Genomic DNA, 22,734 nt, shown 5'->3' on the forward strand with positions numbered 1-22,734 from the left:
TTCGATGACCGCAACTCTCTCCTCCTCGTTCGTCAACATCGGCGAACGCACCAACGTCACCGGCTCCGCCGCCTTCAAGCGGCTGATCCTCGCCGACGATTTCACCGCGGCGGTCGAGGTGGCGCGCCAGCAGGTCGAAAATGGCGCGCAGGTCATCGACGTGAACATGGACGAAGGCCTGCTCGACGCTGTGCGCGCCATGACGACCTTCCTGAAGCTGATCGCCGCCGAACCCGACATCGCGCGGGTGCCGGTGATGATCGATTCGTCGAAGTGGGAGGTGATCGAAGCAGGGCTGAAATGCGTCCCCGGCAAGCCGATCGTCAATTCGATCAGCATGAAGGAGGGCGAGGAGGCTTTTCTGGACCACGCACGCAAATGCATGGCCTATGGCGCTGCGGTAGTCGTGATGGCGTTCGACGAGGTCGGACAGGCCGACACCAAAGAGCGCAAGATCGAGATTTGCGAGCGCGCCTACAAGCTGCTGATGACCATCGGTTTTCCGCCCGAGGACATCATCTTCGATCCCAATATCTTCGCGGTCGCGACGGGGCTTGAGGAGCATGACAATTATGCCGTCGATTTCATCGAGGCGGTAAAGGAAATCCGCGTTCGCTGTCCGCACGCCCATTTCTCGGGCGGGCTGTCGAACCTATCATTCGGCTTTCGCGGCAACGAGACGGTGCGCCGCGCGATGCACAGCGTCTTCCTCTATCACGCGATCCCCGCCGGGCTCGACATGGCGATTGTCAACGCGGGGCAGCTCGACGTCTATGACACGATCGACCCCGAACTGCGCACCGCGTGCGAGGATGTCATCCTCAACCGCAAGGTGGAGGGCGAGGAACTGAGCCCGACCGAGCGGCTGATCGCGCTCGCCGAACGTTACAAGGGCAGCAACGCAGCGCAGGAAAAGGCGGCCGAGGAATGGCGCGGCTGGCCGGTCGAAAAGCGGCTCGAACATGCTTTGGTCAAGGGCATCGACGCGCATGTCGTCGACGACACCGAAGAGATGCGGCTGCTGATGGACCGCCCGATCGAGGTGATCGAGGGACCGCTGATGGACGGCATGAACGTCGTCGGCGACCTGTTCGGTTCGGGCAAGATGTTCCTGCCGCAAGTCGTCAAATCGGCGCGCGTCATGAAGAAGGCGGTCGCGCACCTGCTGCCCTTCATCGAAGCCGCCAAGGAACCCGGCGCGAAGGGCAAGGGCAAGGTCGTGATGGCGACCGTGAAGGGCGACGTCCATGATATCGGCAAGAATATCGTCGGCGTCGTGCTGCAATGTAACGGGTTCGAGATCGTCGATCTGGGCGTCATGGTGCCCTGGTCGAAAATCCTCGAGGCGGCGAACGAAAATGACGCCGACATGATCGGCCTGTCGGGCCTCATCACCCCCTCGCTCGACGAGATGGTGACGGTGGCCGAGGAAATGCAGCGCGCCGGCATGACGATGCCGCTGCTGATCGGCGGCGCGACGACGTCGAAGGTCCACACCGCGCTGCGCATCGACCCCGCCTATCAGGGGCCGGTCCTGCACGTGCTCGATGCGAGCCGCGCGGTCGGTGTCGCGACCTCGCTCGTCAGCGACACCGGGCGCGATGCGTTCGTTCGCGGTTACAAGTCGGATTACGAACATATCCGCGACGTGCGCGCCAACAAGGGGCAGAGCGCGCTGGTGCCGATTGACGATGCGCGAACCAACGGGTTCGTCGTCGACGAGCATATCCGGCCGTTCCCGCCAGAAAAGCCCGGCGTCCATGTGTTCGACAATTGGGATCTGGCTGAACTCGTCGAATGGTTCGACTGGACCCCCTTTTTCCGCGCGTGGGAGCTGGCGGGCAATTTCCCGGCGATCCTCGACGACGATATCGTCGGCGAAAGCGCGACGAACCTCTATGCCGACGCGCGCGCGATGCTCGAAAAGATCATCGGCGAGGGCTGGCTCCGTGCACGCGGCGTCGCGGCGCTATGGCCGTGCCGACGCGAAGGCGACGATGTCATCATTCACCTTGCCGAGCAAGAACGGCATGTCCGCATTCCCTTCCTGCGCCAGCAGATCGCGAAGCGCGAAGGGCGCCCGAATATGTGCCTGGCCGATTTCGTCAGCCACGACGGCGACTGGATCGGCGGCTTTTCGGTCGCTATCCACGGCATCGAGCCGCACCTTGCGCGCTTCAAGGTGGCGCACGACGACTATAGCGACATATTGCTGAAGGCGCTCGCCGACCGCTTCGCCGAAGCCTTTGCCGAACGGCTCCACGCGCATGTCCGCACCGATCTGTGGGGCTATGCGCCCGCCGAACAATTGACGCCAGAGGCGATCATCAAGGAAGAATATCGCGGCATCCGTCCCGCGCCGGGCTATCCCGCCTGTCCCGACCACAGTCTGAAGCCGATCCTCTTCGACCTGCTCGATGCCGGCGCCAATTCGGGCGCGACCCTGACCGAGAGTTTTGCCATGCTGCCGACCGCAGCGGTTTCGGGCTTCTATTTCGGCCATCCCGACGCAAGCTATTTCGGGGTCGCGCGCGTGGGGGAAGATCAGCTTGCCGACTATGCCGTGCGGCGCGGCGTCGATATCGAAACCGCCCGCCGCTGGCTGCGTCCGAACCTCGACTGACATCGGTAAAGGGGGCGGGTTAACCCGGCGGGGTAGGGCTGTCCGACAAAGGGACAGCGCCTCCGTTAACCAGCTTCGCGAAGGACGTGGGGCCGCAAAAGGGTTATGGCGCGGCGATGATCCAGATGCTCCTTCGTCGGCCCATGCTGCCGCTTCTCGCCCTGCCGATGCTGTTCGCGCCCGCGCCGCTGCCCGCGCAGGCGGGGGCAGCGCCCTATGTGGTCGCCGAAAGCGGCCGCGCCTTCGGGCGGCTTCAAGAGGCGGTCGACGCGATCGGCGATGGCGACGGTACGATCCGCATCGCGACGGGCTATCATCGCGATTGCGCGGTCCAGACCGCCGGTCGCGTTGCCTTCGTCGCGGCCGAGGCAGGGCGCGCGATCTTCGACGGCGTGAGCTGCGAGGGCAAGGCGGCGCTGGTGCTGCGCGGCCGCGCCGCGCGCGTCGACGGTCTGGTGTTCCAGAATATGCGCGTTCCCGACGGCAATGGCGCGGGCATCCGGCTCGAACAGGGCAATCTCGACGTGGCGAACAGCCTGTTCCGCAACAGCGAGGAAGGGATTTTGACGGCCAATGATCCCGCGGCGACGCTGACGATCGACCGCTCGACCTTTTCGCGCCTCGGCCGCTGCGACCGCGGGCTGAGCTGCGCGCACAGCGTCTATACCGGCGAATATGGACGCGTCGTCGTGACGCACACGCGCTTCGAAAAGGGCAGCGGCGGCCATTATCTGAAGGCCCGCGCGCGCGAGGTCGAAATCAGCGACAATAGTTTCGACGATACGCAGGGGACCGCGACCAATTATCTCATCGATCTGCCCTCGGGTTCGACCGGACGGATCACGGGCAATCTGCTCGTCCAGGGGCGCGACAAGGAAAATTACTCGGCGCTGATCGCGGTCGCGGCCGAGAGCCGCGACAATCCGTCGCGCGGGCTGGTGATCGAAGGCAATCGCGCGAGCATCCCGCAGGGCATCGGCCGATCCTCGGTGTTCGTCGCCGACTGGAGCGGCGAACCGCTGGCGATCGGGGCCAATCAGATCGGCCCCGGCCTCAAGCCCTTCGAAAAGCGGTAAGCAAGCGCGCCCGGCGCGACGGGTCAGGCCTCGCCGCGCGTTTCGATCAGCGACGCGGCCAGCGCCTCGGCGGGCGTCTTGCCGCCCCACAGCACGAACTGGAACACCGGATAAAAGCGCTCGCATTCGTCGATGGCGCTTTCGACCAGCGTTTCGGTGATGTCGAGCGGCATCGCCGCATCGCTGCCGATCAGCATCGCGTGACGATAGAGGACGGTGCCGCTGTTCGACCATAGCTCGAAATGGCCGAGCCAGAGCTGTTCGTTGATCATCGCGAGCGCTTCGTGCGCGACGCTGCGCTTGTCCTCGACGACGCGGATGTCGGGGAAGGCGAGCAGTTGCAGCACCCCGTCCTCGGGCCGCCACACCGCGCGCAGTTCATAGGTCGTCCAGCTGCCTTGCGCGGTCGCGACGATCTCGTCCTCGCCGATCATTTCGTGCGGCCAGTCGTGCGCCGCAAAATAGGACGCCAGCATATCCATCGGCGCGGCTTCCTGGCCGTCCTCGTCGTCGTAAATATCGTCGGTCATGGCTGCGCCCTTAGCGCGACTTTGGCCGGGTGGCGAGTCGCGCGGGGGAAAGCCCGCTCCGTTACTTCTTGGGTGCGGCGCGGGGCTTGGCCGGCGCCTTCGCGGCGGCGGCCGGCTTTGCCGCGGCTTCGAGCTTGTCCAGCCGCGCCTTCAGCGCGTCGGCTTCGGCGCGTGCCTTGGCCGCCATTTCCTTCACCGCCTCGAATTCCTCGCGGCTCACAAAGTCCATGCGGCCGACGAATTCCTTCGCGCGTTCGCGCATCGCGGTTTCGGCTTCGCGTCCGGCACCGGCGACGGTGCCTGCGATACCGTTGACCATCTTGGCCAGATCGTCGAAAAACCGGTTTTCGCTTTGCATTATCCTGTCCTTTGTCGGGGTCGTCCCCTGTATTCACCCAAATCGGGTCGTCATCCTATCTGGGAGGTCGCGGCGGCCGGCACAAGGGTTTCGGCGTCGGGGTTGCGCTGATCGATCTGGAAATTCAGGATCGTCGCGAAGCTGAGCCATATCATATAGGGAACGAGCAGCCACGCCGCCGCCTTGCGGATCGGCGCAAAGGCAAAGGTCGTCGCGATCGTCACCATCAGGATGAAAATGACGAGATAGAGCGCGGCGGTCACCTGATGCATGCCGAAAAAGAGCGGCGACCAGGCGAAATTGGCGATCAGCTGTACGAAGAACAGCGCCAGCGCGAAGCCGCGCCCGCGCGCGCCGCGCGCGTGGAGGATCATCGCCAGCGACAGGCCGAGCAGGACATAGAGCGTCGTCCACACGACCCCGAAGACCCAGCCGGGCGGAACGATCGCGGGTCGGTCGAGCGCCATGAACCAGCGATTGTCATAGCCGCTGTTCGAGAGCAGACCCATCAGGCTGCCGATCAGGACGAGCGCCGGGACGGTGAACATCGCCCAGCGCCAATAGGACATGCGTAGCTGACCGGGGGTGGCAATCTCGCTCATGCATCTGGTCCTTCGCGCGCGAATCTGTGTCGGTCATGCTGTCGCGGCGCGCACCGCCCGCGTCAAGCTGCGGATTTCGTAGCCGCAATGAGAAATTCGACATTTCCTTCGGGTCCGGTGATCGGACTTTCGACCGTCTCAACGACGCGCCAGCCCGAACGTTCCAGCCAGTCGCGCACCTCGGAGCAGACGCGGGCGTGCACCGCGGCGTCGCGTACCACGCCCTTTTTGCCGACCTCGTGCCGTTCGGCTTCGAACTGCGGTTTGATCAGCGCGACGAGGCGCGCGCCCGCTTTGGCAAAGGCCATCGGCACCGGCAGCACCTTCGACAGCGCGATGAAGCTCGCGTCGCAGACGATGAGATCGACCGGCTCGGGAATATGATCGGCGGTCAGGACGCGCGCGCTCGTCTGTTCGTGGACGATGACGCGGTCGTCCTGCCGCAACTTCCAGGCGAGCTGGTTGGTCCCCGAATCGACCGCATAGACGCGTGCCGCGCCGCGGTTCAGCATCACGTCGGTAAAACCCCCGGTCGACGATCCCACGTCGATCGCCACCGCGCCCGCAATATCCCAGCCCAGATGCGTCAGCGCATGGTCGAGTTTGATCCCGCCGCGCGACACCCATGGATGGTCGCGGCCCTTGACGCTGATCGCGGCATCCTCGGCGAGCTGCTGCCCCGCCTTGTCGATCTTGCGGTCGCCGACGAAGGCGAGCCCTGCCAGGATCAGCGCCTGCGCGCGCGTCCGGCTTTCGGCGAGTCCGCGATCGACGAGCAGTTGGTCTGCACGCTGTTTGGCCATCACATTTTCCTCGTCATTGCGAGCGGCGAAGCCGCGCGGCAATCCAGCGTTGCGTCCGCCGCTCTCGATTGCTTCGCTTCGCTCGCAATGACGAAAAGGGAGATCATATCGCCCCGGCCTTGTCGGTGAGCAGCCCCGGTGTCAGGATCTGTGGCAGGATTTCGGCTTCGGCCTTGCCCGGCGCGTACCAGAGGTAAAGCGGCACGCTGTTGCGGCCATGCTCGGCCAAGGCACGCGTGATGGCGGGGTCGCCGTTGGTCCAGTCGCCGACGAGTGTGACGACGCCCGCCTTGTCGAACGCCTCCTGCACCGCCGCGCGGTTGATCGCACCCGCCTCGTTCGCCTTGCACGACAGGCACCAGTCGGCGGTGAAATAGACGAACACGGGCTTGCCCGTTGCGCGCGCCTCAGCGAGGGCGGCGGGGGAAAAAGTTTCCGCGGCCGCTTCTGCCGTCGGAGCAACCGGCATTGCGAACTGGTCCCACGCCTTGAAGCCGAAAAAGGCGATGGCAAAGGCTACCAGCATAAGCGTGGTGTTGCGGCTGATCCTTTCGAGCCGCCACCGGCGCACCATTTCGGCGATATAGAGCAGCATGATGAAAAGCAGGAGCCATCCGTGCGTAACGGATCCGGTCTGCCGCCAGAGCAACCAGCCAAGGCCCAGCGCGGTCAGGGCCATCGGCCACGCCATCCATTTGCGGAACTTTGCCATCCATGGCCCCGGTTTGGGGAGGCGATTGCGAAGCGCGGGGACGAAACCGATCGCGAGGAACGGTAGGGCAAGGCCAAGCCCGAGCCCGCCAAAGATCGGGAGCGCCGCCCACGCAGGCAGCACCAGCGTCGCGCCGAGCGCGGCGCCGAGCAAGGGGCCGCTGCACGGGGTCGCGACGAAGGCGGCAAGAGCGCCGGTCCAGAAGCCACCCGCCGCGCCGCCTTGACTGGCCAGCGTCTGCCCGCCGCCGAATGACGGAAGTTCATAGACCCCGGCAAGGTTCAGCGTGATCGCGATCGCAAGCAGCATCAGCACGAAGACGCTGACCGGATGTTGCAATTGGAACGCCCAGCCGACCTGTTCCCCCGCGGCCCGCAGCGCGAGAAGCGCGCCGCCGAGTAGCAGTGCGGTCAGGACGGCACCCGCCGTATAGGCCACCGCCTCGATCTTCGCGTCGCGCGCGTCGCCGCCCGAACGGGCGAGGCTGAGCGCTTTCAGGCTCAGGATCGGGAAGACGCAGGGCATCAGGTTGAGGATCAATCCGCCGATGATCGCGCCGCCGAGCGCGGTCCAGAACAGCGCCATGTCAATGGACCGCGAAGCGGCCGCAATCGGCTCGCCCGCCAGGCGTACCGCCTCGGGCTCGAAGTGCACGCTAAGCCCACGACCGTCCGACAGTTTGAGCAGCCCCTGTATCGGGCCGGCGGCGTCACCCTTCGCGCGCGCCTCGACGATGATCCAATCGCCGTTGCGGCTGAAGCTCTGCGGGGCGGGATAGTCGATTACACCCTGCGTTTCGAGGAAGAGGTGCGGAACGTCGAGTGTGGTGCCTTCGGGCAGCGGGATGCCGAACCGCACCATCGCGCCGCGGCGTTCCCACGCCCCCGCGCGGTCGAGCGGCTGCGGCAGCTTGGCGCGCCATGCATCGAACTGCTGCTGCGCGCCCGCTGCGATGGCTCCGTCGCCGGCCTTCATCGCGACCGAGATCACCGCCTTTTCGGGAACGCAGATCTTGTCGGTGCAGGCGAGCCAGTTGGCGATGCCGGTCAGTGTCAGGTCGGTTCCCGGCGCGACACTCCTGTCGACGCGGACATCGGCGAGCAGCGCATAGGGATGTTCATAGACATGGTTCATCAGCCCAAAGAGCGTCAGCGCCTCGGGAACCGGATAGCGAAAGGCGCCCACAGTGACGCCCGGCGGCGCGTTCCATTCGACTTGCATGCCGAAACCGGCATCGCCGCCGTTCGACCAATAGCCGTGCCAACCCTTTTCGGGGGTCATCGCGAGAGCAATCGTCGTCGCTCCGCCGGGCGACGGTACCACCGATTCGGCGACCAGCCGCGGCGCGATATGCGTGGTCTGCGCCCGAGCAGGAGCGAAGGCGAGCAGAACCAGGGCGAACAGCGCCAGCAGCGCGCGCACCGTCGCCGATGCACTTCGGTCTGTCACAAAGCCGTCTTTCGCGCGATCCATGCCTGTCCTGTGTCTGCCTGTCGTTCGAGGCTTGCCATATAGGCGGCTTTCGTCGAGAGGACAGCCCGCGCTGACGACCCCAGCCATGGAGATGTTCCCCGTGAAGCTCAAAAGCCTGACCACCGTTCTCGCCGCCACCCTCTGTTTCGCAACTGCCGGAGCCGGCCTTGCGCAGGATTCGGCGCCACCGGTCGCAAAGGTTACAGCAGCAACCCCGCCGCCCAAGCTGATAGTCGCAATCTCCGTGGACCAGTTTTCGGCCGATCTGTTCGCCGAATATCGCAGCCATTACACCGGCGGTCTCGCGCGGCTTGCGTCGGGCGTGGTATTTCCGGCGGGGTATCAGTCGCACGGCGCGACCGAAACCTGCCCCGGCCATTCGACGATCCTGACCGGAAATCATCCGGCGCACACCGGGATCATCGCGAATAATTATTTCGACCTCTCGGTCGCCCGGTCCGACAAGCGCGTCTATTGCGCCGAGGACGAAACCGTGCCGGATACAAGTTCGGGCGGCGGCAAATATGCGGCATCGGTGAATCATCTGATGGTCCCGACGCTCGGCGATCTGATGAAGGCGCGCGATCCGAAGGCGCAGGTCGTCTCGGTCGCGGGCAAGGATCGCGCCGCGATCATGATGGGCGGGCGCAAGGCAGACGAGCTGATGTGGCTGTTTCCGGGCGGCCTCACCAGCTATCGCGGCACCACGCTGTCGCCGGTTGCGCAGCAGGCAAGCAGCGCGATCGCCGCGGCGATTGGCCAGGCGCGCCCCGCGATGGACCTGCCCGCCGATTGCGCGTCGCACGATATCGCGATCCCGATTGACAAGGGCGGCACGGTCGGCACCGGCCGCTTTCAGCGCGATGGCGGCGATTTTCGCCGCTTCATGGCCTCGCCCGAAGCGGACGGCGCGGTGCTCGCCGCCGGCGCCGCGCTGCGCGCCGCGCGCAAGCTGGGTGAGGGCGGTACGACCGATTTATTGATCCTCGGCCTGTCGGCGACCGACTATGTCGGCCACAGCACGGGCACCGAAGGCGCTGAAATGTGCATCCAGATGCACGCGCTCGACCAGCAGCTCGGCGACTTCTTCGCGCGGCTCGATGCGACCGGCATCGACTATGCCGTCGTGCTGACCGCCGACCACGGCGGTCACGATCTGCCCGAACGCAACCGTCAGAATGCCTGGCCCGCCGCCGAACGCGTCGATGCCGCGCTCGATCCCGAAGCGATGGGCAAGGCGGTGGCCGAAAAGCTCGGCCTGCCGCAGCCGCTGCTTTATGGCGATGGCCCGTTCGGCGACATGTATCTGTCGAAGGCCTTGACCCCCGCACAGCGCAAGGCGGCGCTGGCCGAACTGGTCGCGCGCTACCGCGCCCACCGACAGGTCGAGGCAGTGGTGACCGGCGAAGAATTGGCGAACCATCCGATCTCGATGCGGTCGCCGGACGTCTGGACGCTGATGGACAAGCTGCGCGCCTCCTATAATGCGCAGCGTTCGGGCGATTTCGTCGTCGTGCTCAAGCCGCGCGTCACGCCGATCCCCGAATCGGGCCTCGGCTATGTCGCGACGCACGGTTCGGTGTGGGACTATGACCGCCGCGTGCCGATCCTCTTCTGGCGCAAGGGGCTCACCGCCTTCGAACAGCCGAATGCCGTGATGACGGTGGATATCTTGCCGACGCTTGCCGCGCTCATCGACCTGCCGGTCGACGCGGCCAAGATCGATGGCCGCTGCCTCGACCTGCTTTCGGGTCCGGAAAGCAGTTGTCGTCCATAAAGAAGAATGAAGAACAAGGAATCATGACGAAGACTTTGGGGAAATTTGCCGGCCGGATGCTGCTGGTCGGTTGCGGCAATATGGCGGGCGCGATGCTCGATCGCTGGCTCGCCGCGGGGCTCGATCCGGCGCGGGTCGCCATCGTCGATCCGGTCGCGGCGCCGCGCGAAGGCACCGCGCATTTCACCTCGCTTGCCGACTGGCGGGCGGTGGGTCAGGCCGCCGACTGGATCATGCTCGGCATGAAGCCGCAGCAATTGGGCGAGGTCGCTGGCGATCTGGCGGCGGTCGCGGGTGGCGAGGTGCATCTGCTCTCGATCCTCGCCGGCGTCTCGCTCGCCGATCTCGCGGTCCGTTTTCCCGAAGCGCGGGCGCAGGTCCGCATCCTTCCCAATCTCGCCGCGCGCATCGGCGCCGGGGTTTCGGCCGTGACCAGTACGGGTGATGCCGACAGTGCCGCGATCGAAGCGCTGCTCAAGCCGCTCGGCGAGATCGTTGCGCTGCCCGACGACGGCATGATGGACCTCGTTACCGCGTTCACCGGCAGCGGTCCGGCCTTCGTCTTTCGCCTGATCGAAGCCTATGCGGCGGCGGGCGAGCGGCTTGGCCTTTCGGGCGACGATGCGCTCAAGCTTGCGACCGCGACCTTTGGCGGAGCGACCGCCCTGCTCGCGCGCAGCGGCGAAAAGCCGGGCGCGCTCGTCGCGCAGGTCGCGAGCAAGGGCGGCACGACGCAGGCCGGGCTCGACATCCTCGACGAAGGGGGCGAACTCGTGGCGCTGATGACCAATGTCCTGCGCGCGGCGCGCGATCGCGGCCGCGAACTCGCCGATCTTGCCCGCGGCGAAGATTGATCGGCGCGCCCGCAAAGGCGTGGGCCGTGACAGCGCCGGGCGGCTATCGCCCGCTCAGCTTTCGCTGCCCAGCCTGGCGACGCGCTGCCGCTCGCGCGGCGACATCAATGCTTCGTTGACCTGCCAGAAGCCGGTGACCGCCGCCTGACCCGCATGGGTGTAGGCGCGGCTCATCGCGTCGCGTAGCTGCCCGAAGACCGCAGCCTCGACGGCGCGTCCGGCGGGAGTGAGCCGTAGTTCCTTCTGCCGCCGGTCGCGGTTGCCCGGGCGCGTGACGAGCATCTCGCGCGCCTCCAGATCCTTGATGACCCGGCCAAGCGACTGTTTGGTGATGCCGAGCAGCGCGAGCAGATCCGAAATCGTCAGCCCCGGTTGGCGCGCGATGAAGTAAAGCGCGCGGTAATGCGCGCGTCCGAGGCCGTTTTCGGCCAGCCGCGCATCGCCCGCGCGCCACAACGCGCCATGGCCGAAAAACAGGAATTCGATGCCGCGGCGCATCTCCTCTTCGCGCAAGAAAAGGGCAGAGGCAGCGGGAACTTGTGAAAGAAAATTTTCATCGGCCATGGCGACTACCGTTGCGCGCGGCGCCGCGCTTTGGCAAGAGGCGCGCACCGAGTCACTGTCAAGAGGTTAGGTTTTTCCATGTCCGCACCCGCTTTCACCCGTCTTCCGCATCCGAACCCGACGGCGGACGATGTACGCGCGGCGGCGATTGCGGACCCGGTCTTCGGCCGCGTCTTCACCGATCATATGGTCTCGATCCGCTACAAGGAAGGCCAGGGCTGGCACGATGCGCAGGTGATGCCGCGCGGCCCCTTGTCGCTCGATCCGGCGACCGCGGTGCTGCACTATGCGCAGGAGATATTCGAAGGGCTGAAGGCCTATCGGCTCGACGACGGATCGATGGCACTGTTCCGTGCCGAGGCGAATGCCGCACGCTTCAACGCCAGCGCCCGCCGCATGGCGATGGCCGAACTGCCCGAGGACCTGTTCCTTGCCGCGGTGCGCGAGATTGTCCGCGTCGATGCCGACTGGTTCCCGAAGGTGCAAGGCGGCGCGCTCTATCTGCGCCCCTTCATGTATGCGAGCGAGGTGTTTCTGGGCGTCAAGCCTGCCGCCGAATATCATTTCCTCGTCATCGCCTCGCCGGTTGGCAATTATTTCAAGTCGGGGGCGCCGGCCGTCTCGCTGTGGGTGTCGGAAGACTATACCCGCGCCGCACCCGGCGGCACCGGCGCCGCCAAATGCGGCGGCAATTATGCCGCGAGCCTGATTGCGCAGCAGGAAGCGATCGCAAAGGGTCACGATCAGGTCGTCTTCCTCGACGCCGCGGAGCATCGCTGGATCGAGGAACTGGGCGGCATGAACATGTTCTTCGTCTTCGACGACGGCAGCATTGTCACCCCGCCGCTCACCGGCACGATCCTGCCCGGCATTACCCGCGACGCCATCATCACACTGGCGCGCGATGCGGGCCTGACGGTGCGCGAGGAACCCTATGCGATCGACCAGTGGCAGGCCGATGCGACCAGCGGCAAACTGACCGAAAGCTTCGCGTGCGGCACCGCGGCGGTAGTGACCCCTGTCGGCAAGGTGACGCGCGGCGACACGAGCTTTACCGTCGGCGCCGGCGGCCCCGGACAGGTGACCGCGATGCTGAAGGACAAGCTCGTCGACATCCAGCGCGGCCGCGCCGCCGACCCGCACGGCTGGGTCACGCGCCTCTGATCCGGCGCCTTGCCAATCGGTCGCGAGACGCTATAGAGCGCCCTCGCACCGGCCGATGGGGCGTAGCCAAGCGGTAAGGCAGCGGTTTTTGGTACCGCCATGCGCAGGTTCGAATCCTGCCGCCCCAGCCAGCCGGTGCTGTGCCTCAGCCAAGGGACGGAAAACCCCAGGTTTCTCCCTTAACTGAGCAAGGCCGACCATCGCAGTGGCATCAATTGCTACCAGTGGGTGGAGCCAGTGCCTGATGCCAGCAATCGAAAATGTGAACCGTCGCGGGGCCACCTACTGGTGGCGTCGCCGGGTGCGCTTCGTTGGACGGCTTGAACGTCCTATAACCATCGTAACAACGGTCAGCCTTTTGACGAAGGACCAGTCGGTCGCGCGACGGCGCGCGGTCGCGATGACCAGCCGAAGCGAGGTTGTGCGAATGAGCTTATACGAACGGATCGAGCAGGAAGGACTGACCAGCGAGCAGGTGAACCATCTCTTTCGAGAGGAGATGGTGCGGTATCGCAACATGCTGGCGCATCAGTTGGCGGTGATCGAGAAGGACGGTGAGGGCAATGTCACCGCTCGCTTCCACCAGATGCTCTCGATCTATGCAGCGTTTAACGGCGATTTCATCGCAAATGGCTTCGACGACTATATGGGCATCGATTACATCGGGTCATTCGACAAGCGCTTTCCGTCGCTGGACGAAGAGGCCCGCGCCAATCTTTATGCGATGCTTTCCCAAGCCGGCGATGTTCCCGGCAATTTGCTGAATGAGGCAAAGGCATTGCTGGAGCGGCTCGGCATCGAGCCAGCGGCTGACCGAATCGAAATTGCCCGGCAGGTCATGTGTGGGGCACGGTTGACGGCCGCGGCAACCTACGACAGCCCCGAGGTTCGGGCGATCGAACACAGCTTGGCGCTGATGAACGCGCTCGGGCGAGCGCCTCTGCAGACTTCGATGCCTCCCCCGATCTCCGCCCCTGCGCCTCCAAACGCGTGGAACGCCAGCACCATTGTGCCTGCGTCAGCGTCGACACTCACCGATGTGCAGACCCATTATGCCACCCTTAGCCCGGTGCAGGCAGTAGAAAAATATATGGAGCTGAAACCAAAGGCGCGCGGACGGGAAGATGCGCCGGTCCTGGCCGAGGGTGCGAACCCCAAAAAGCGCAAGTCGCAGCCGAAGGTCTGGGGCGCCAGCCAGAAGCGCCAGTTCAAGGCCGCGCCCTTTCTGTTCGGCAAGTCAAATAATGGCAAGGCCATGGCAGCAACATGCCAGGAAGACCTGAACCAGTTTTACGACCTGTTGAACCGGTTACCGTCGTCGCATCATAAGTCGCCTCGACACGAAGCGATGTCGCTGGAGGAAATTTGCAGCGAGGCGCTCGATCGTCTTACTGAAGAAGAGGAGCGCGGCGAAGAAATCTCGTTCGCGATTGGCCTCGACGTAGGAACCATCAATCGTCATTTCGCCAACCTCAAGAGATTGTGTGCGTGGCTTGCGACGAAAACGCCAATGGCGCCTCTCGATTTTTCAGATTTTATCCTCGATGAGGACGACAGGGACGAGCGCGACGAGCGCGACCCCTATACGATTGCGCAGGGTGAAGAATTGTTTCGTCTCGGCATCTGGACCGGCGGTACGGGCGTCGATTTGCCTCAGCGTTTGTCCGTGACGCCGGGAGGCTCGATTTGGCACGACGCAGCCTATTGGGTCATGCCGCTGGTCTGGTATTCAGGTATGCGGCGCGAGGAAGCTTGTAAGCTTTTGGTCGATGATATCGGCGAAGAAGACGGTATCTTTTTTGTCAACATCAGGAAAACTTCTGCGGGCGGCGTCAAGAACGCGACCAGCGTTCGTAAGATTCCTGTTTGCGAAGAGCTGCGTCGCTTGGGCTTCATGCATTATGTCCAAGCCATGAAGGAAGCTGGCGAGCAGTACCTCTTTCCAGAAATCCAACCCGGTCGCACAGGGCGTGCGCTGGGAGATGTATTTTTCAAAAATATATGGCTTCACATTAAGCCACGTCTGAAACTCGTAAAGCCGGGACAGGCGGTTCACAGCGGTCGGCATATGGTCAGCACTGAATTGAAGATGTTGCAGACATTCGAAGAATTTCGGTCGGATCTTCTCGGTCAGAAGCATGGCGGCGAAAATGCCAACCGATACGCGAGCGCCACACGCCTCCAGATCCTGCTTGATGTCGTGAACCAGATACCCAAAGTGACCGCCCATCTGCAAGATACCGTAGAAATCCGGTTGCTACCCGTTTGCATGCGCGGCGCGCGGCCAACTCGCGAGAGCGCCGGGCGGCGCAAGCGCGGTTGACACCATGTCGGACTAAATATCGAATAGTCGCTGGGTGGCTAAGCCATCGTTTACGGCTGCTATGCGCCTGATGTCGGTCGTTGAAGCTACTGTGCTGCTTTCCTGAAAACGGACACGCTCGCCGCCAGAGGTGAAGGTTATTATCCTGCGCCTCCAGCAGATGAAGTTATAGGTTGGCTAGCGCTGTGCGCTGTCTTGCGCCCGATCTCGAAGCTTAGCCGCTTCACAGATCGCCTTCGCCGATATGAACCCGCTGCAGACAGCCCCGCCAGGGAAAACTGGGCACGTATCTCGTGGCCGCCGCCGCGAAGGCAAAGGCACGAGTGTCTTCGCGAAATGCCATCGCGGGGCGAGACGTTCAACATAGGCAGCAACCTGTCAGACTTCATGCGCACGACAGTTCGTCTCCCAGAATTCAGCTCTGGTTGGCTGCGTCATGCGACTGCCACTACGCTTGCTGCCCTGGCCCCAGTCGCTCCAGCCAAGCGAATGGCCATGGTAGGTCGAGACGCGCCCGCGCGAGGCTGGAGCCGGAGAACTGCATCCGGCCTTCGAGGCTGGCAATATTCCGGAAATCGGGTGTGAGAACGGAAAGCTCGCCATCGTCGCTCTGTTCCAGTCGACAAAAGCCCGCATATTCATCGCGTTCGATGTCCCGCAAAATCAAGTTTTCTTCATGAACGCGCCACCGCGGCGTCGCGACGCGAAGCGACTCTTCGGAGAATCTGTTCCATAAGTCGGCTGTATCGGCAGTCGGCCAGTCCCCTGCCGCAGCGCGATCGAGAATATCGTCGCTCGCGATCCAATCGCGCATATCGGAGGCACTCAGAAAATCGGCGTCGGTTGTTTCGACCGCTGCGATGGCGGCTCGGCGCGAAGGAAGGCCTGCCCGAACAAGCATCGCCATTTGATATTTGGGAACGCCGGTTTCGAGCGCCGCCGCCGCGCCTCCCGCGATCGTCGGCGATTCACCGCCAAGGGTCTGGCGGCGCGCGCGCAAGGCTTCGAGCGCCCAAACCATGCGATAGGCAAAGGCATCCTCGATGAACCGCATATTGTCGGTGCCGATCGCGGTAACGGGCTTGCCGCTGACCCAAGCGCGCAAGATGGTTTTCCAGTTCGGCGGAATGGCGCGATCAGGAACAAAGGGGCGCACCGCCAACAGCCGCTCGGCAAGCTCGATCAGCGCATCGGCGAGCTCGTCGGGCTCACCGGCAAGGGCCGCCATGTCGGCGCGGTCGATGAGCGGAATGAGGATATCGGCGAGCCCATCGAGAATGAGCCCCGTATCGAGGCCGACGCCCATCGCGAAATGCCCCCGCCGCTGCAAGGCGGTGCTGTGATTCCAAATGAGGCGCGCACGCGAGGCAAGGAGGAAGCGGTGCCACGCAGCGTCGGTCTCCTCGCGCCGCGCCATCTGCCGTGCCCATAGCGACCCGAGCAATGCTTCATCGAGAAGTCTCGGCAGATCCGCTGCGTCGGCGTCCAAAGCCTCGACCAAGCCAATGACGGTCGCATCGAGCTTTTCGATCAGATGTGAAAAGGGTTCGGCATCGACCTCGTCCTCGGCATCCTCGCTTTCGTCTTCATCGGCATCAGCTCGGGTTTCTTCGGGGTCGACCCATGCTTCGCGGGCGTTGGCGAGAAACTCGTAGGCATCCTCTCGCGCGAGTGTCCCCATCGTCGTCATGCGGCGAATGATCTCGTCGATGATCTGGATCAGCCCGCTTTCGAGCGCACGCGATTTGGCTGAAGCAACCAGCCCGCGCCAATGGTCGACGCGCCATTGCAAAGGTTCGTACATGACATGGGCCACCAAGCCTTCGACATCGACAAACGCCCGTCCCGCCCGCCCGGCCACATTGGCAAACTCCTCGCCGGTGATTTCCTTCCCGGCCCTGTAGAGCACTGGCGCCAGCAGAACCGCGGCGTTGAGATTGAGACCTTGCGAGAGCGTCGGGGAAGCGACGGTTACCTTCAGCACCCCCTGCGAGAGAAGAAGCTCAAGTTCGCGCAAAAAGGCGTTGGGCAGGCGGCCATGATGAATCGCAACCCCGACTTTGAGACATTGGACCGCGGGATGCGCCGCGCCGAGCCACTCGGTGCCTATCTCGACGGCACGCGCGATATCGGCCTCGTCGTCCAGAAGCGATGGTAGATAGCCTGCCTTGGTCAGGGAGACGACGGTCTCGCCATAGCCTTCCACCCAATTGGCCTGGGTGCTGAAGATCAGCGTGCGCTTGCCCTGTTCGGCAAATTCCCAAGCTGAGAAGAGGGTCAGTTCCTTGTTATCGGTGGGGCGTGCCTTGCGATCACGCCCTCGGGGCGGTGCCTCATCGATGAAACGCGTCAGGTACGGGCCATCATCGTCGAGATCGAAACTGAGTTTGGCGCCCTTCCCTTGCCAGCGGATCATTCCGAAGCGCTGCCGGGTCGGGCGCCAGATCGATCGAACGGGATCGCCCGGAGCATCGCTTCGTATCCAGGCTGTGAGATCGTCGAGCTGTTCGCCATCGGGCAGGATCGCCGATAGACAGACGATCCGGCGCTCCGCGGCATCGGCGCGGCGCAGCAGGCGCTGGACGAGCGTCTCATAACGGATTTCGCGCTCGGACGGCCCGATCAGATGGCCCTCATCCAATATTATAAGGCCAATATCGTCAATGAGTGAAGCGTCGCTGCGCAAGGCGAAGTCGAGCTTTTCAGGGGTTGCAATGACGATATCGCGGCTCCGCAGCGCATCTTCGTCGCCCTGCGACACACCGGCCGCCCCGTAAAGTGACGAGACGGTGAACCCGAGCGGCGCGAACGTCTTGCGGAACGTGCGTTCAGTCTGAGCGGAGAGTGCGCGAAGCGGCGTCACGATGAGCACGCGGCGACGCGTCGACAGCGTCATCAGCGCCGCAATTTCGGCGACGCGGGTCTTGCCGGCACTTGTCGGCAACGCCACGACAAGATCGTCGGAGATATCGGTCGACCGCTTCGCCGCCTCGCGCTGCGATGGCCAGAGTTCAACCTCGCTCGTCTTGCGATGGTAGAGCGTCGCGATGAACAATTGTCGCAGCTCGCTATAATCGCTGCCCCCGCTCGTCGGAGGCAGAGTGGGAAGCGTCACATGGAGCGAATGCGACCAGAGATCGCCGAGCAGCCCGCGGCAGATTCGAATAATCCACCAAAGCGGCACGATCCCGGCATTGGCCGCCAAGCTTTGGGCCGTTTCCAGGATCGTCAGCGCCTCATCGACAAGTCCAGCTTCCCCGGTCTGCAGCGCGAAATCAAAATAGGCCAAGGCGCGGCAGAGGCTGACGGTAAGGATCGAGGACACAGCGTCCTCGGATGCGATGTGATCCTGCTCGAGCGCGAAGGAAAGCCCCGCGTCGTCAAGATTATCGTTGCGGAGCCAGGACCGGACAAACTCGCGAAGCGCGTTGAAATCGCGCAGGATCAGAAATGACAGAGCGATCTCGGCAGGCGCTTCGTTGAACGCCCGGCGCTCCTCACCGAAAAGCGAATAGGCAATCGCCGAGAATCCTGCCAGATGATAGGCGGCGGCCGCCAGCGTGCGATAAAAGGGGTAGCTGTGGTCGTCGAGATCGCCATTTTGCACCAAGGCTTCGAACGCCGCGGCCGCGCGTTCGAAGGCTTTGCGCACGATTTCGGACGACCCTTCGGCTTCGCGGAGAGCGAGCCCCGCGCGCAGCAGCGAGAAACCATGTTCGGCAAGGTCGGTTTCGATCGTATCGCCGAGGCGAGGGGCGTCGGGGGGAAGGACACCGTCGCGCCGCATGATCGACCAGGCCGCGCCGCGATTGAGGAGATTGTTATAGGCGATCCGCCAGTGCCCGCAGTCGGTACAGGCCTCGACGTGACCGCCGAGCGCGGCGGTGCGGCAATGCTCGATCGCCGACATGATCTTGAGCTGATGCAGGCTCAGATGTCCGACATGGGCGGCGCGGTAGGTTGGCCCGGCAGCGCGGAAGATGTCGGCGACCTCGAGTGAGGCGCGCATCCCGCCTCAGCCGTCAGGGGCTTCCTTGCTCGGCGATGCGAGCGCGAGCCTGTCGAGCGGACTGGTCACCGCGCGCATCGTCTTGGTGGCGACCTTCGTGTAAAAGGCGGTCGTATTTAGCGCGGCGTGGCCAAGCAGGACCTGGATGACGCGGATATCGACACCATCTTCGAGAAGATGGGTGGCGAAGCTGTGCCGCAGGGTGTGCGGTCCGACGCGCTTGTCGATGTCCGCGGCCTCAGCGGCCTCGACGACGACGCGGTAGAGCTGGCGCGTGCTGATCGGAGCCGAAGCGCTCTGTCCGGGGAAGAGCCAGCCATCGGGAACGAGGAAGCCCTGTTGCCGTCCGGCGCGCCACCAGTCGCGGAGCAGCAGGAGCAGGCCTTCGGGCAGCATCGCGTTGCGGTAGCGTCCGCCTTTACCGCGCTCGATCCGGAGCAGCATCCGCTTGCTGTCGACGTCGCTGATCTTGAGCGCTGCCACCTCGGCCACCCGCAGGCCCGCGCCATAAGCGACCGACAGCGCCGCCTGATGCTTGAGCGAGCGTGTGGCATCGAGCAGCCGCTTCACCTCGGCCATGGTCAGAACGACCGGGATCTTGCGGACCTGCTTGGTGCGGATCAGCTTACGCACGAGATCGGGGCGGTCGAGCGTGTGGGTAAAGAAGAACCTCAGCGCGCCGACGATGCTGTTCATCGTCGGCGCCGGCACGCCCGCCTGCTGCTGCTCGAACTGGAACTGCCGGATATCCTCGGTGCTCGCGGTGTGGGGCGAGCGACGCAGCCAGGTCGCGAACCGTCCGACGTCGCGAAGATAGTTACGCTGCGTCTCCGTGGAGAACCCGCGCAAGGTCATATCGTCGATCAGTCGCTGGCGCAGCGGGCTGATCGGGCCAATCTGGATAAGCTCGTTCATCGTTCGACTCCTCAGTTGAAGGAGTCGAAAGGGTCTGCCTCTGACCGCAGACGTTCAATCAGGCGCGGCGTTCGTCGTGCCGCTTTACATCGAGGCTAGCGCCAATCCGCGGAGCGGTTCGTGCAACGGCCAGTACTGTCCACAGGGCGCATCAGGGGCATCTTCGGTCAATCGTGCTAGCTCTAATCGGCCGGTTTATTCACCACCTTCTGATCATGCTGCTATCAAGCCGGCAGCACCTGCGTGAGAACGCTGCCTGCAAGCCGCGCTGTAGCGAGGAGGCGCGATAGGTCGTGTCCGCTTCGCGCCTTTGCCGAAAGCCCGGACATCGTCGTGGCGACAAAATCGGTCACTTGATCGGCCGCCTCCGGATGGCGCGCCGCGATATAGTCATGGATGAACGTTTCCGCACCGAGGTTGAGCGCGCGAGCGGCTTCGCGCGCATCGTCGTCGTTGCAACGCGTGCCTTCGAGTACAAGGCACCCGCCTGCCGCCGGGTTGAACGCATAGCGACGCGCGGCCTCCTCCAGCATAGCCGCAACGGCATCGGCGACGGGGACGTCGGGACGCAGAATGTCCGCGAGCGGAATCGCTTCGGTGTCCGTCCAATAATCGAGCACGCGCTGGTAAAGTCCGGCTTTGCTGCCGAAAGCGGCGTAAAAGCTTGGCGGATTGATGCCGAGCGCGTCGGTGACATCGGCGACGCTGACGGCGTCATAACCGCGTTCATGGAAAAGTTGCTGCGCAGTCGCCACCGCTGCCTCGGGATCGAACTTACGTGGACGGCCACGCGTGCGGGATCTATTTGTAGTAACCATTACAAAATGCCTTGACGATGGCTTTCGCGATATTATGTAGTGGACGATACATTAATAAGCAAGGAGTCTCCCGATGTCCAACTTTCAAGGAAAATCCGTTCTGGTCCTCGGCGGCAGCCGCGGAATCGGCGCGGCGATCGTCCGCCGTTTTGCGTCCGACGGCGCCAAGGTCGTCTTCACCTACAACGGATCGCGCGAGGCGGCCGAGCAGCTGGCGACCGAAACCGGCACCAGCGCGGTAGCGACCGACAGCGGCGACCGCGACGCAGTGATTGCACGCGTGCGCGAGAGCGGCCCGCTCGACATACTGGTCGTCAACGCCGGCTTCGCGCTGTTCGGCGACGCGCTCGACCTCGATCCCGACGACGTCGACCGGCTGATCCGCGTCAACGTCACCGCCCCCTATCATGCGTCGGTCGAGGCCGCGCGGCAGATGCCCGACGGCGGCCGCATCATCGTGATCGGTTCGGTAAACGGCGACCGCATGCCTCTCCCCGGCATGGCCTCCTATGCACTGAGCAAATCGGCGCTGCAGGGCATGGCGCGCGGACTGGCCCGCGATTTCGGACCGCGCGGAATCACGATCAATATCGTGCAGCCCGGCCCGATCGATACCGACGCCAACCCCGAGGACGGACCGATGCGCGAGCTGATGCACAGCTTCATGGCGATCAAGCGCCACGGGCGGCCCGAAGAGGTCGCTGGCATGGTTGCTTGGCTGGCTGGCCCCGAAGCGGGTTTTGTCACTGGCGCCATGCACACGATCGACGGCGCATTTGGTGCCTGAGGTGGAGCAGGGGACGGTCGCAAGACCGCCCCCTTTGCCGACGGTCGCGCCTTAAATGGCAAGATTTGGCCGTGAGCAAGCCCTGACTTACGGTCAGCAGATATGTCCATCCAGCGGTTCAATGCCATGTGGGCGGAATAAGTGCTCTATACGCGAATCTACACGAAAGAGCGGATCTGCCGCTACTTGCTCGCGACAGCATTCTGGCATCTCTTGCTGAGTATCAGGGACAAGCGCCGATGGACTGTGAAGCTCGGCGCGACTTTGCTGGTCCTCGCTGGGGTCACGTTTGTCTGGGTGACGCTCGCTCTCCACCTCTATGGCTTCAACATGGTTTTTTGATGCCGGCGGCGGGTGGTCAGTCGTTTTCGCGCGATCGGCGCGGTCGAGCCGCCTTTCGGGGAGCAGCCCTGCGACATTTCGCGGCATGTCTTTATCGAGGCCGCACCGCTTGTAGGGACGCCCTTCGAAGCCAAGGACATCGCCATCGACGTCGACTCCCCGGAGAGGAGCGCAACGGCGCGCAGCGACATGTGATGTGTCAGGCCTCGTCTAGGTCAGGGCTTCAAATGCTTCCATGATCCGGTCACGAGTCCGCCTGTCAGGTGCAACTTCCGACATGGCGAACAGGCTTGCCTTGGCGCCCTCGACATCGCGGGATTGCAACTGCAGACGCGCCAGATTTTGCCAGGCCTCGAGGCGCCTCGGTGCGACCCTGGTTATCCGCTGATAAATTGCGAGACCCCGCTGATGATCCTTTTCCTGCTCTGCGCGGATTCCCTGATTGTTCAGCAGCCGGGCCAGCACATCGCGATTGCTCATCCGCACGGCGCTGAGTGCGGCGGCGCCGCCTTCCTGGCCTAGACTCGCACGGTACACCGCTGCAACTTGTCCCGCTGACAGCACAGCGCCTCCGGCAAACGGATCGAGCACCACCGGATTCTTCTCGCCCAGCTGGACAAGCACCTTGCCGGGGAGATTGAGCACATAGGCGCTCCAGCCCGTCCGGCGGGCCATGGCGACATAGAGGATCGACAGTGCAATCGGCAGGCCGCGCTTTCGGTCCAGCACCCTGATGAAGTCCGCGTTGACGGGTGCATCATAAGTTTCATCGTCGCCAACGAACCCCAGTTCGCCGTGCAGAACGCGCGAAAGCGCCGCGGCCCGTTCTTCCGGAAGGAACGCGCTTCGGCCTTCAGCGCACACCCGGTCCTCAATATCTTCGAGCATGTCGAGATAATGGGCGATGTCCGCATTTTCATGATCGAGTTGGCTGAGAGCGAGCGATGCCAGGTCGAGCAGGATATCTTCGTCTTCGATGAGGCCGATGGCAGCAATATCCATGA

The 22,734-nt window shown here is 63.9% G+C and carries 17 protein-coding genes, 1 tRNA gene and 1 pseudogene; 8 read left to right on the top strand and 11 right to left on the bottom strand.

Annotated elements, in window-relative coordinates:
• Positions 1-4: 4 nt before the first annotated feature.
• Positions 5-2,623, top strand: a complete 2,619-nt coding sequence (gene metH / locus ATE59_RS03855) for a methionine synthase (RefSeq protein WP_058811244.1) — start codon at positions 5-7, stop codon at positions 2,621-2,623.
• Positions 2,624-2,739: 116 nt separating this feature from the next.
• Entirely contained in the window at positions 2,740-3,699 is a 960-nt protein-coding gene (locus tag ATE59_RS03860) for a right-handed parallel beta-helix repeat-containing protein (protein WP_186401110.1), read from the top strand.
• Positions 3,700-3,722: 23 nt separating this feature from the next.
• On the opposite strand, the gene ATE59_RS03865 is transcribed toward ATE59_RS03860, so the two are convergent.
• The 5 genes from ATE59_RS03865 to ATE59_RS03885 all read right to left on the bottom strand — a co-directional run bounded on the left by ATE59_RS03865 (position 3,723) and on the right by ATE59_RS03885 (position 8,177).
• Positions 3,723-4,229: a YbjN domain-containing protein gene (locus ATE59_RS03865; RefSeq protein WP_003042637.1), complete on the bottom strand. Its 507-nt coding sequence runs from the start codon at positions 4,227-4,229 to the stop codon at positions 3,723-3,725.
• 61 nt (positions 4,230-4,290) lie between these two features.
• Complete coding sequence (locus tag ATE59_RS03870; RefSeq protein ID WP_058811245.1) at positions 4,291-4,587, bottom strand: accessory factor UbiK family protein; 297 nt, start codon at positions 4,585-4,587, stop codon at positions 4,291-4,293.
• A 50-nt stretch (positions 4,588-4,637) separates the two neighbouring features.
• Entirely contained in the window at positions 4,638-5,189 is a 552-nt protein-coding gene (locus ATE59_RS03875; RefSeq protein WP_003042633.1) for a TspO/MBR family protein, read from the bottom strand.
• Between the two features lie 62 nt (positions 5,190-5,251).
• Entirely contained in the window at positions 5,252-5,992 is a 741-nt protein-coding gene (locus tag ATE59_RS03880; RefSeq protein ID WP_058811311.1) for a TlyA family RNA methyltransferase, read from the bottom strand.
• A 103-nt stretch (positions 5,993-6,095) separates the two neighbouring features.
• Complete coding sequence (locus tag ATE59_RS03885; RefSeq protein ID WP_082657279.1) at positions 6,096-8,177, bottom strand: thioredoxin family protein; 2,082 nt, start codon at positions 8,175-8,177, stop codon at positions 6,096-6,098.
• An 85-nt stretch (positions 8,178-8,262) separates the two neighbouring features.
• Between ATE59_RS03885 and ATE59_RS03890 the strand changes: the two genes are divergently transcribed.
• Together ATE59_RS03890 and proC are read left to right on the top strand one after the other, a co-directional pair.
• Positions 8,263-9,954 (top strand): alkaline phosphatase family protein, encoded by a 1,692-nt coding sequence (locus tag ATE59_RS03890; RefSeq protein ID WP_058811246.1) that lies wholly within the window; start codon positions 8,263-8,265, stop codon positions 9,952-9,954.
• 23 nt (positions 9,955-9,977) lie between these two features.
• The gene (gene proC, locus ATE59_RS03895) at positions 9,978-10,808 is read left to right on the top strand and encodes a pyrroline-5-carboxylate reductase (RefSeq protein ID WP_058811247.1); all 831 of its coding nucleotides are present in this window, start codon (positions 9,978-9,980) and stop codon (positions 10,806-10,808) included.
• Between the two features lie 54 nt (positions 10,809-10,862).
• On the opposite strand, the gene ATE59_RS03900 is transcribed toward proC, so the two are convergent.
• Positions 10,863-11,372, bottom strand: coding sequence for a MarR family winged helix-turn-helix transcriptional regulator (locus ATE59_RS03900; protein WP_058811248.1), 510 nt, complete (start codon positions 11,370-11,372; stop codon positions 10,863-10,865).
• A 78-nt stretch (positions 11,373-11,450) separates the two neighbouring features.
• Between ATE59_RS03900 and ATE59_RS03905 the strand changes: the two genes are divergently transcribed.
• From ATE59_RS03905 to ATE59_RS03915, 3 genes are all read left to right on the top strand, one after another.
• Positions 11,451-12,536 carry a branched-chain amino acid aminotransferase gene (locus ATE59_RS03905; RefSeq protein WP_058811249.1) on the top strand — a complete coding sequence of 362 codons (1,086 nt, stop codon included), beginning with the start codon at positions 11,451-11,453 and terminating at the stop codon, positions 12,534-12,536.
• A gap of 56 nt (positions 12,537-12,592) precedes the next feature.
• Positions 12,593-12,667, top strand: a tRNA-Gln gene (locus ATE59_RS03910).
• 113 nt (positions 12,668-12,780) lie between these two features.
• Positions 12,781-14,859 carry a phage integrase gene (locus tag ATE59_RS03915; RefSeq protein WP_011540389.1) on the top strand — a complete coding sequence of 693 codons (2,079 nt, stop codon included), beginning with the start codon at positions 12,781-12,783 and terminating at the stop codon, positions 14,857-14,859.
• Positions 14,860-15,307: 448 nt separating this feature from the next.
• On the opposite strand, the gene ATE59_RS03920 is transcribed toward ATE59_RS03915, so the two are convergent.
• From ATE59_RS03920 to ATE59_RS03930, 4 genes and pseudogenes are all read right to left on the bottom strand, one after another.
• Entirely contained in the window at positions 15,308-18,646 is a 3,339-nt protein-coding gene (locus ATE59_RS03920) for a DEAD/DEAH box helicase (RefSeq protein ID WP_231292906.1), read from the bottom strand.
• Between the two features lie 26 nt (positions 18,647-18,672).
• A pseudogene (locus tag ATE59_RS18160) lies at positions 18,673-18,868 on the bottom strand (transposase zinc-binding domain-containing protein); the annotation flags it as partial.
• Between the two features lie 6 nt (positions 18,869-18,874).
• Positions 18,875-19,783 carry a tyrosine-type recombinase/integrase gene (locus ATE59_RS03925; RefSeq protein ID WP_003044904.1) on the bottom strand — a complete coding sequence of 303 codons (909 nt, stop codon included), beginning with the start codon at positions 19,781-19,783 and terminating at the stop codon, positions 18,875-18,877.
• Positions 19,784-20,007: 224 nt separating this feature from the next.
• Positions 20,008-20,601, bottom strand: coding sequence for a TetR/AcrR family transcriptional regulator (locus tag ATE59_RS03930; RefSeq protein WP_011540425.1), 594 nt, complete (start codon positions 20,599-20,601; stop codon positions 20,008-20,010).
• 73 nt (positions 20,602-20,674) lie between these two features.
• Between ATE59_RS03930 and bdcA the strand changes: the two genes are divergently transcribed.
• Positions 20,675-21,388: an SDR family oxidoreductase gene (gene bdcA / locus ATE59_RS03935; RefSeq protein WP_003044917.1), complete on the top strand. Its 714-nt coding sequence runs from the start codon at positions 20,675-20,677 to the stop codon at positions 21,386-21,388.
• A 552-nt stretch (positions 21,389-21,940) separates the two neighbouring features.
• Here bdcA and ATE59_RS03950 read toward each other — a convergent pair.
• On the bottom strand, positions 21,941-22,732 hold the full coding sequence (locus ATE59_RS03950; protein ID WP_011540427.1) for a SirB1 family protein: 792 nt from the start codon (positions 22,730-22,732) through the stop codon (positions 21,941-21,943).
• Positions 22,733-22,734 lie beyond the last annotated feature (2 nt).

The sequence above is a fragment of the Sphingopyxis sp. A083 genome (genome assembly GCF_001468495.1).
GTDB classification, from domain to species: domain Bacteria; phylum Pseudomonadota; class Alphaproteobacteria; order Sphingomonadales; family Sphingomonadaceae; genus Sphingopyxis; species Sphingopyxis terrae.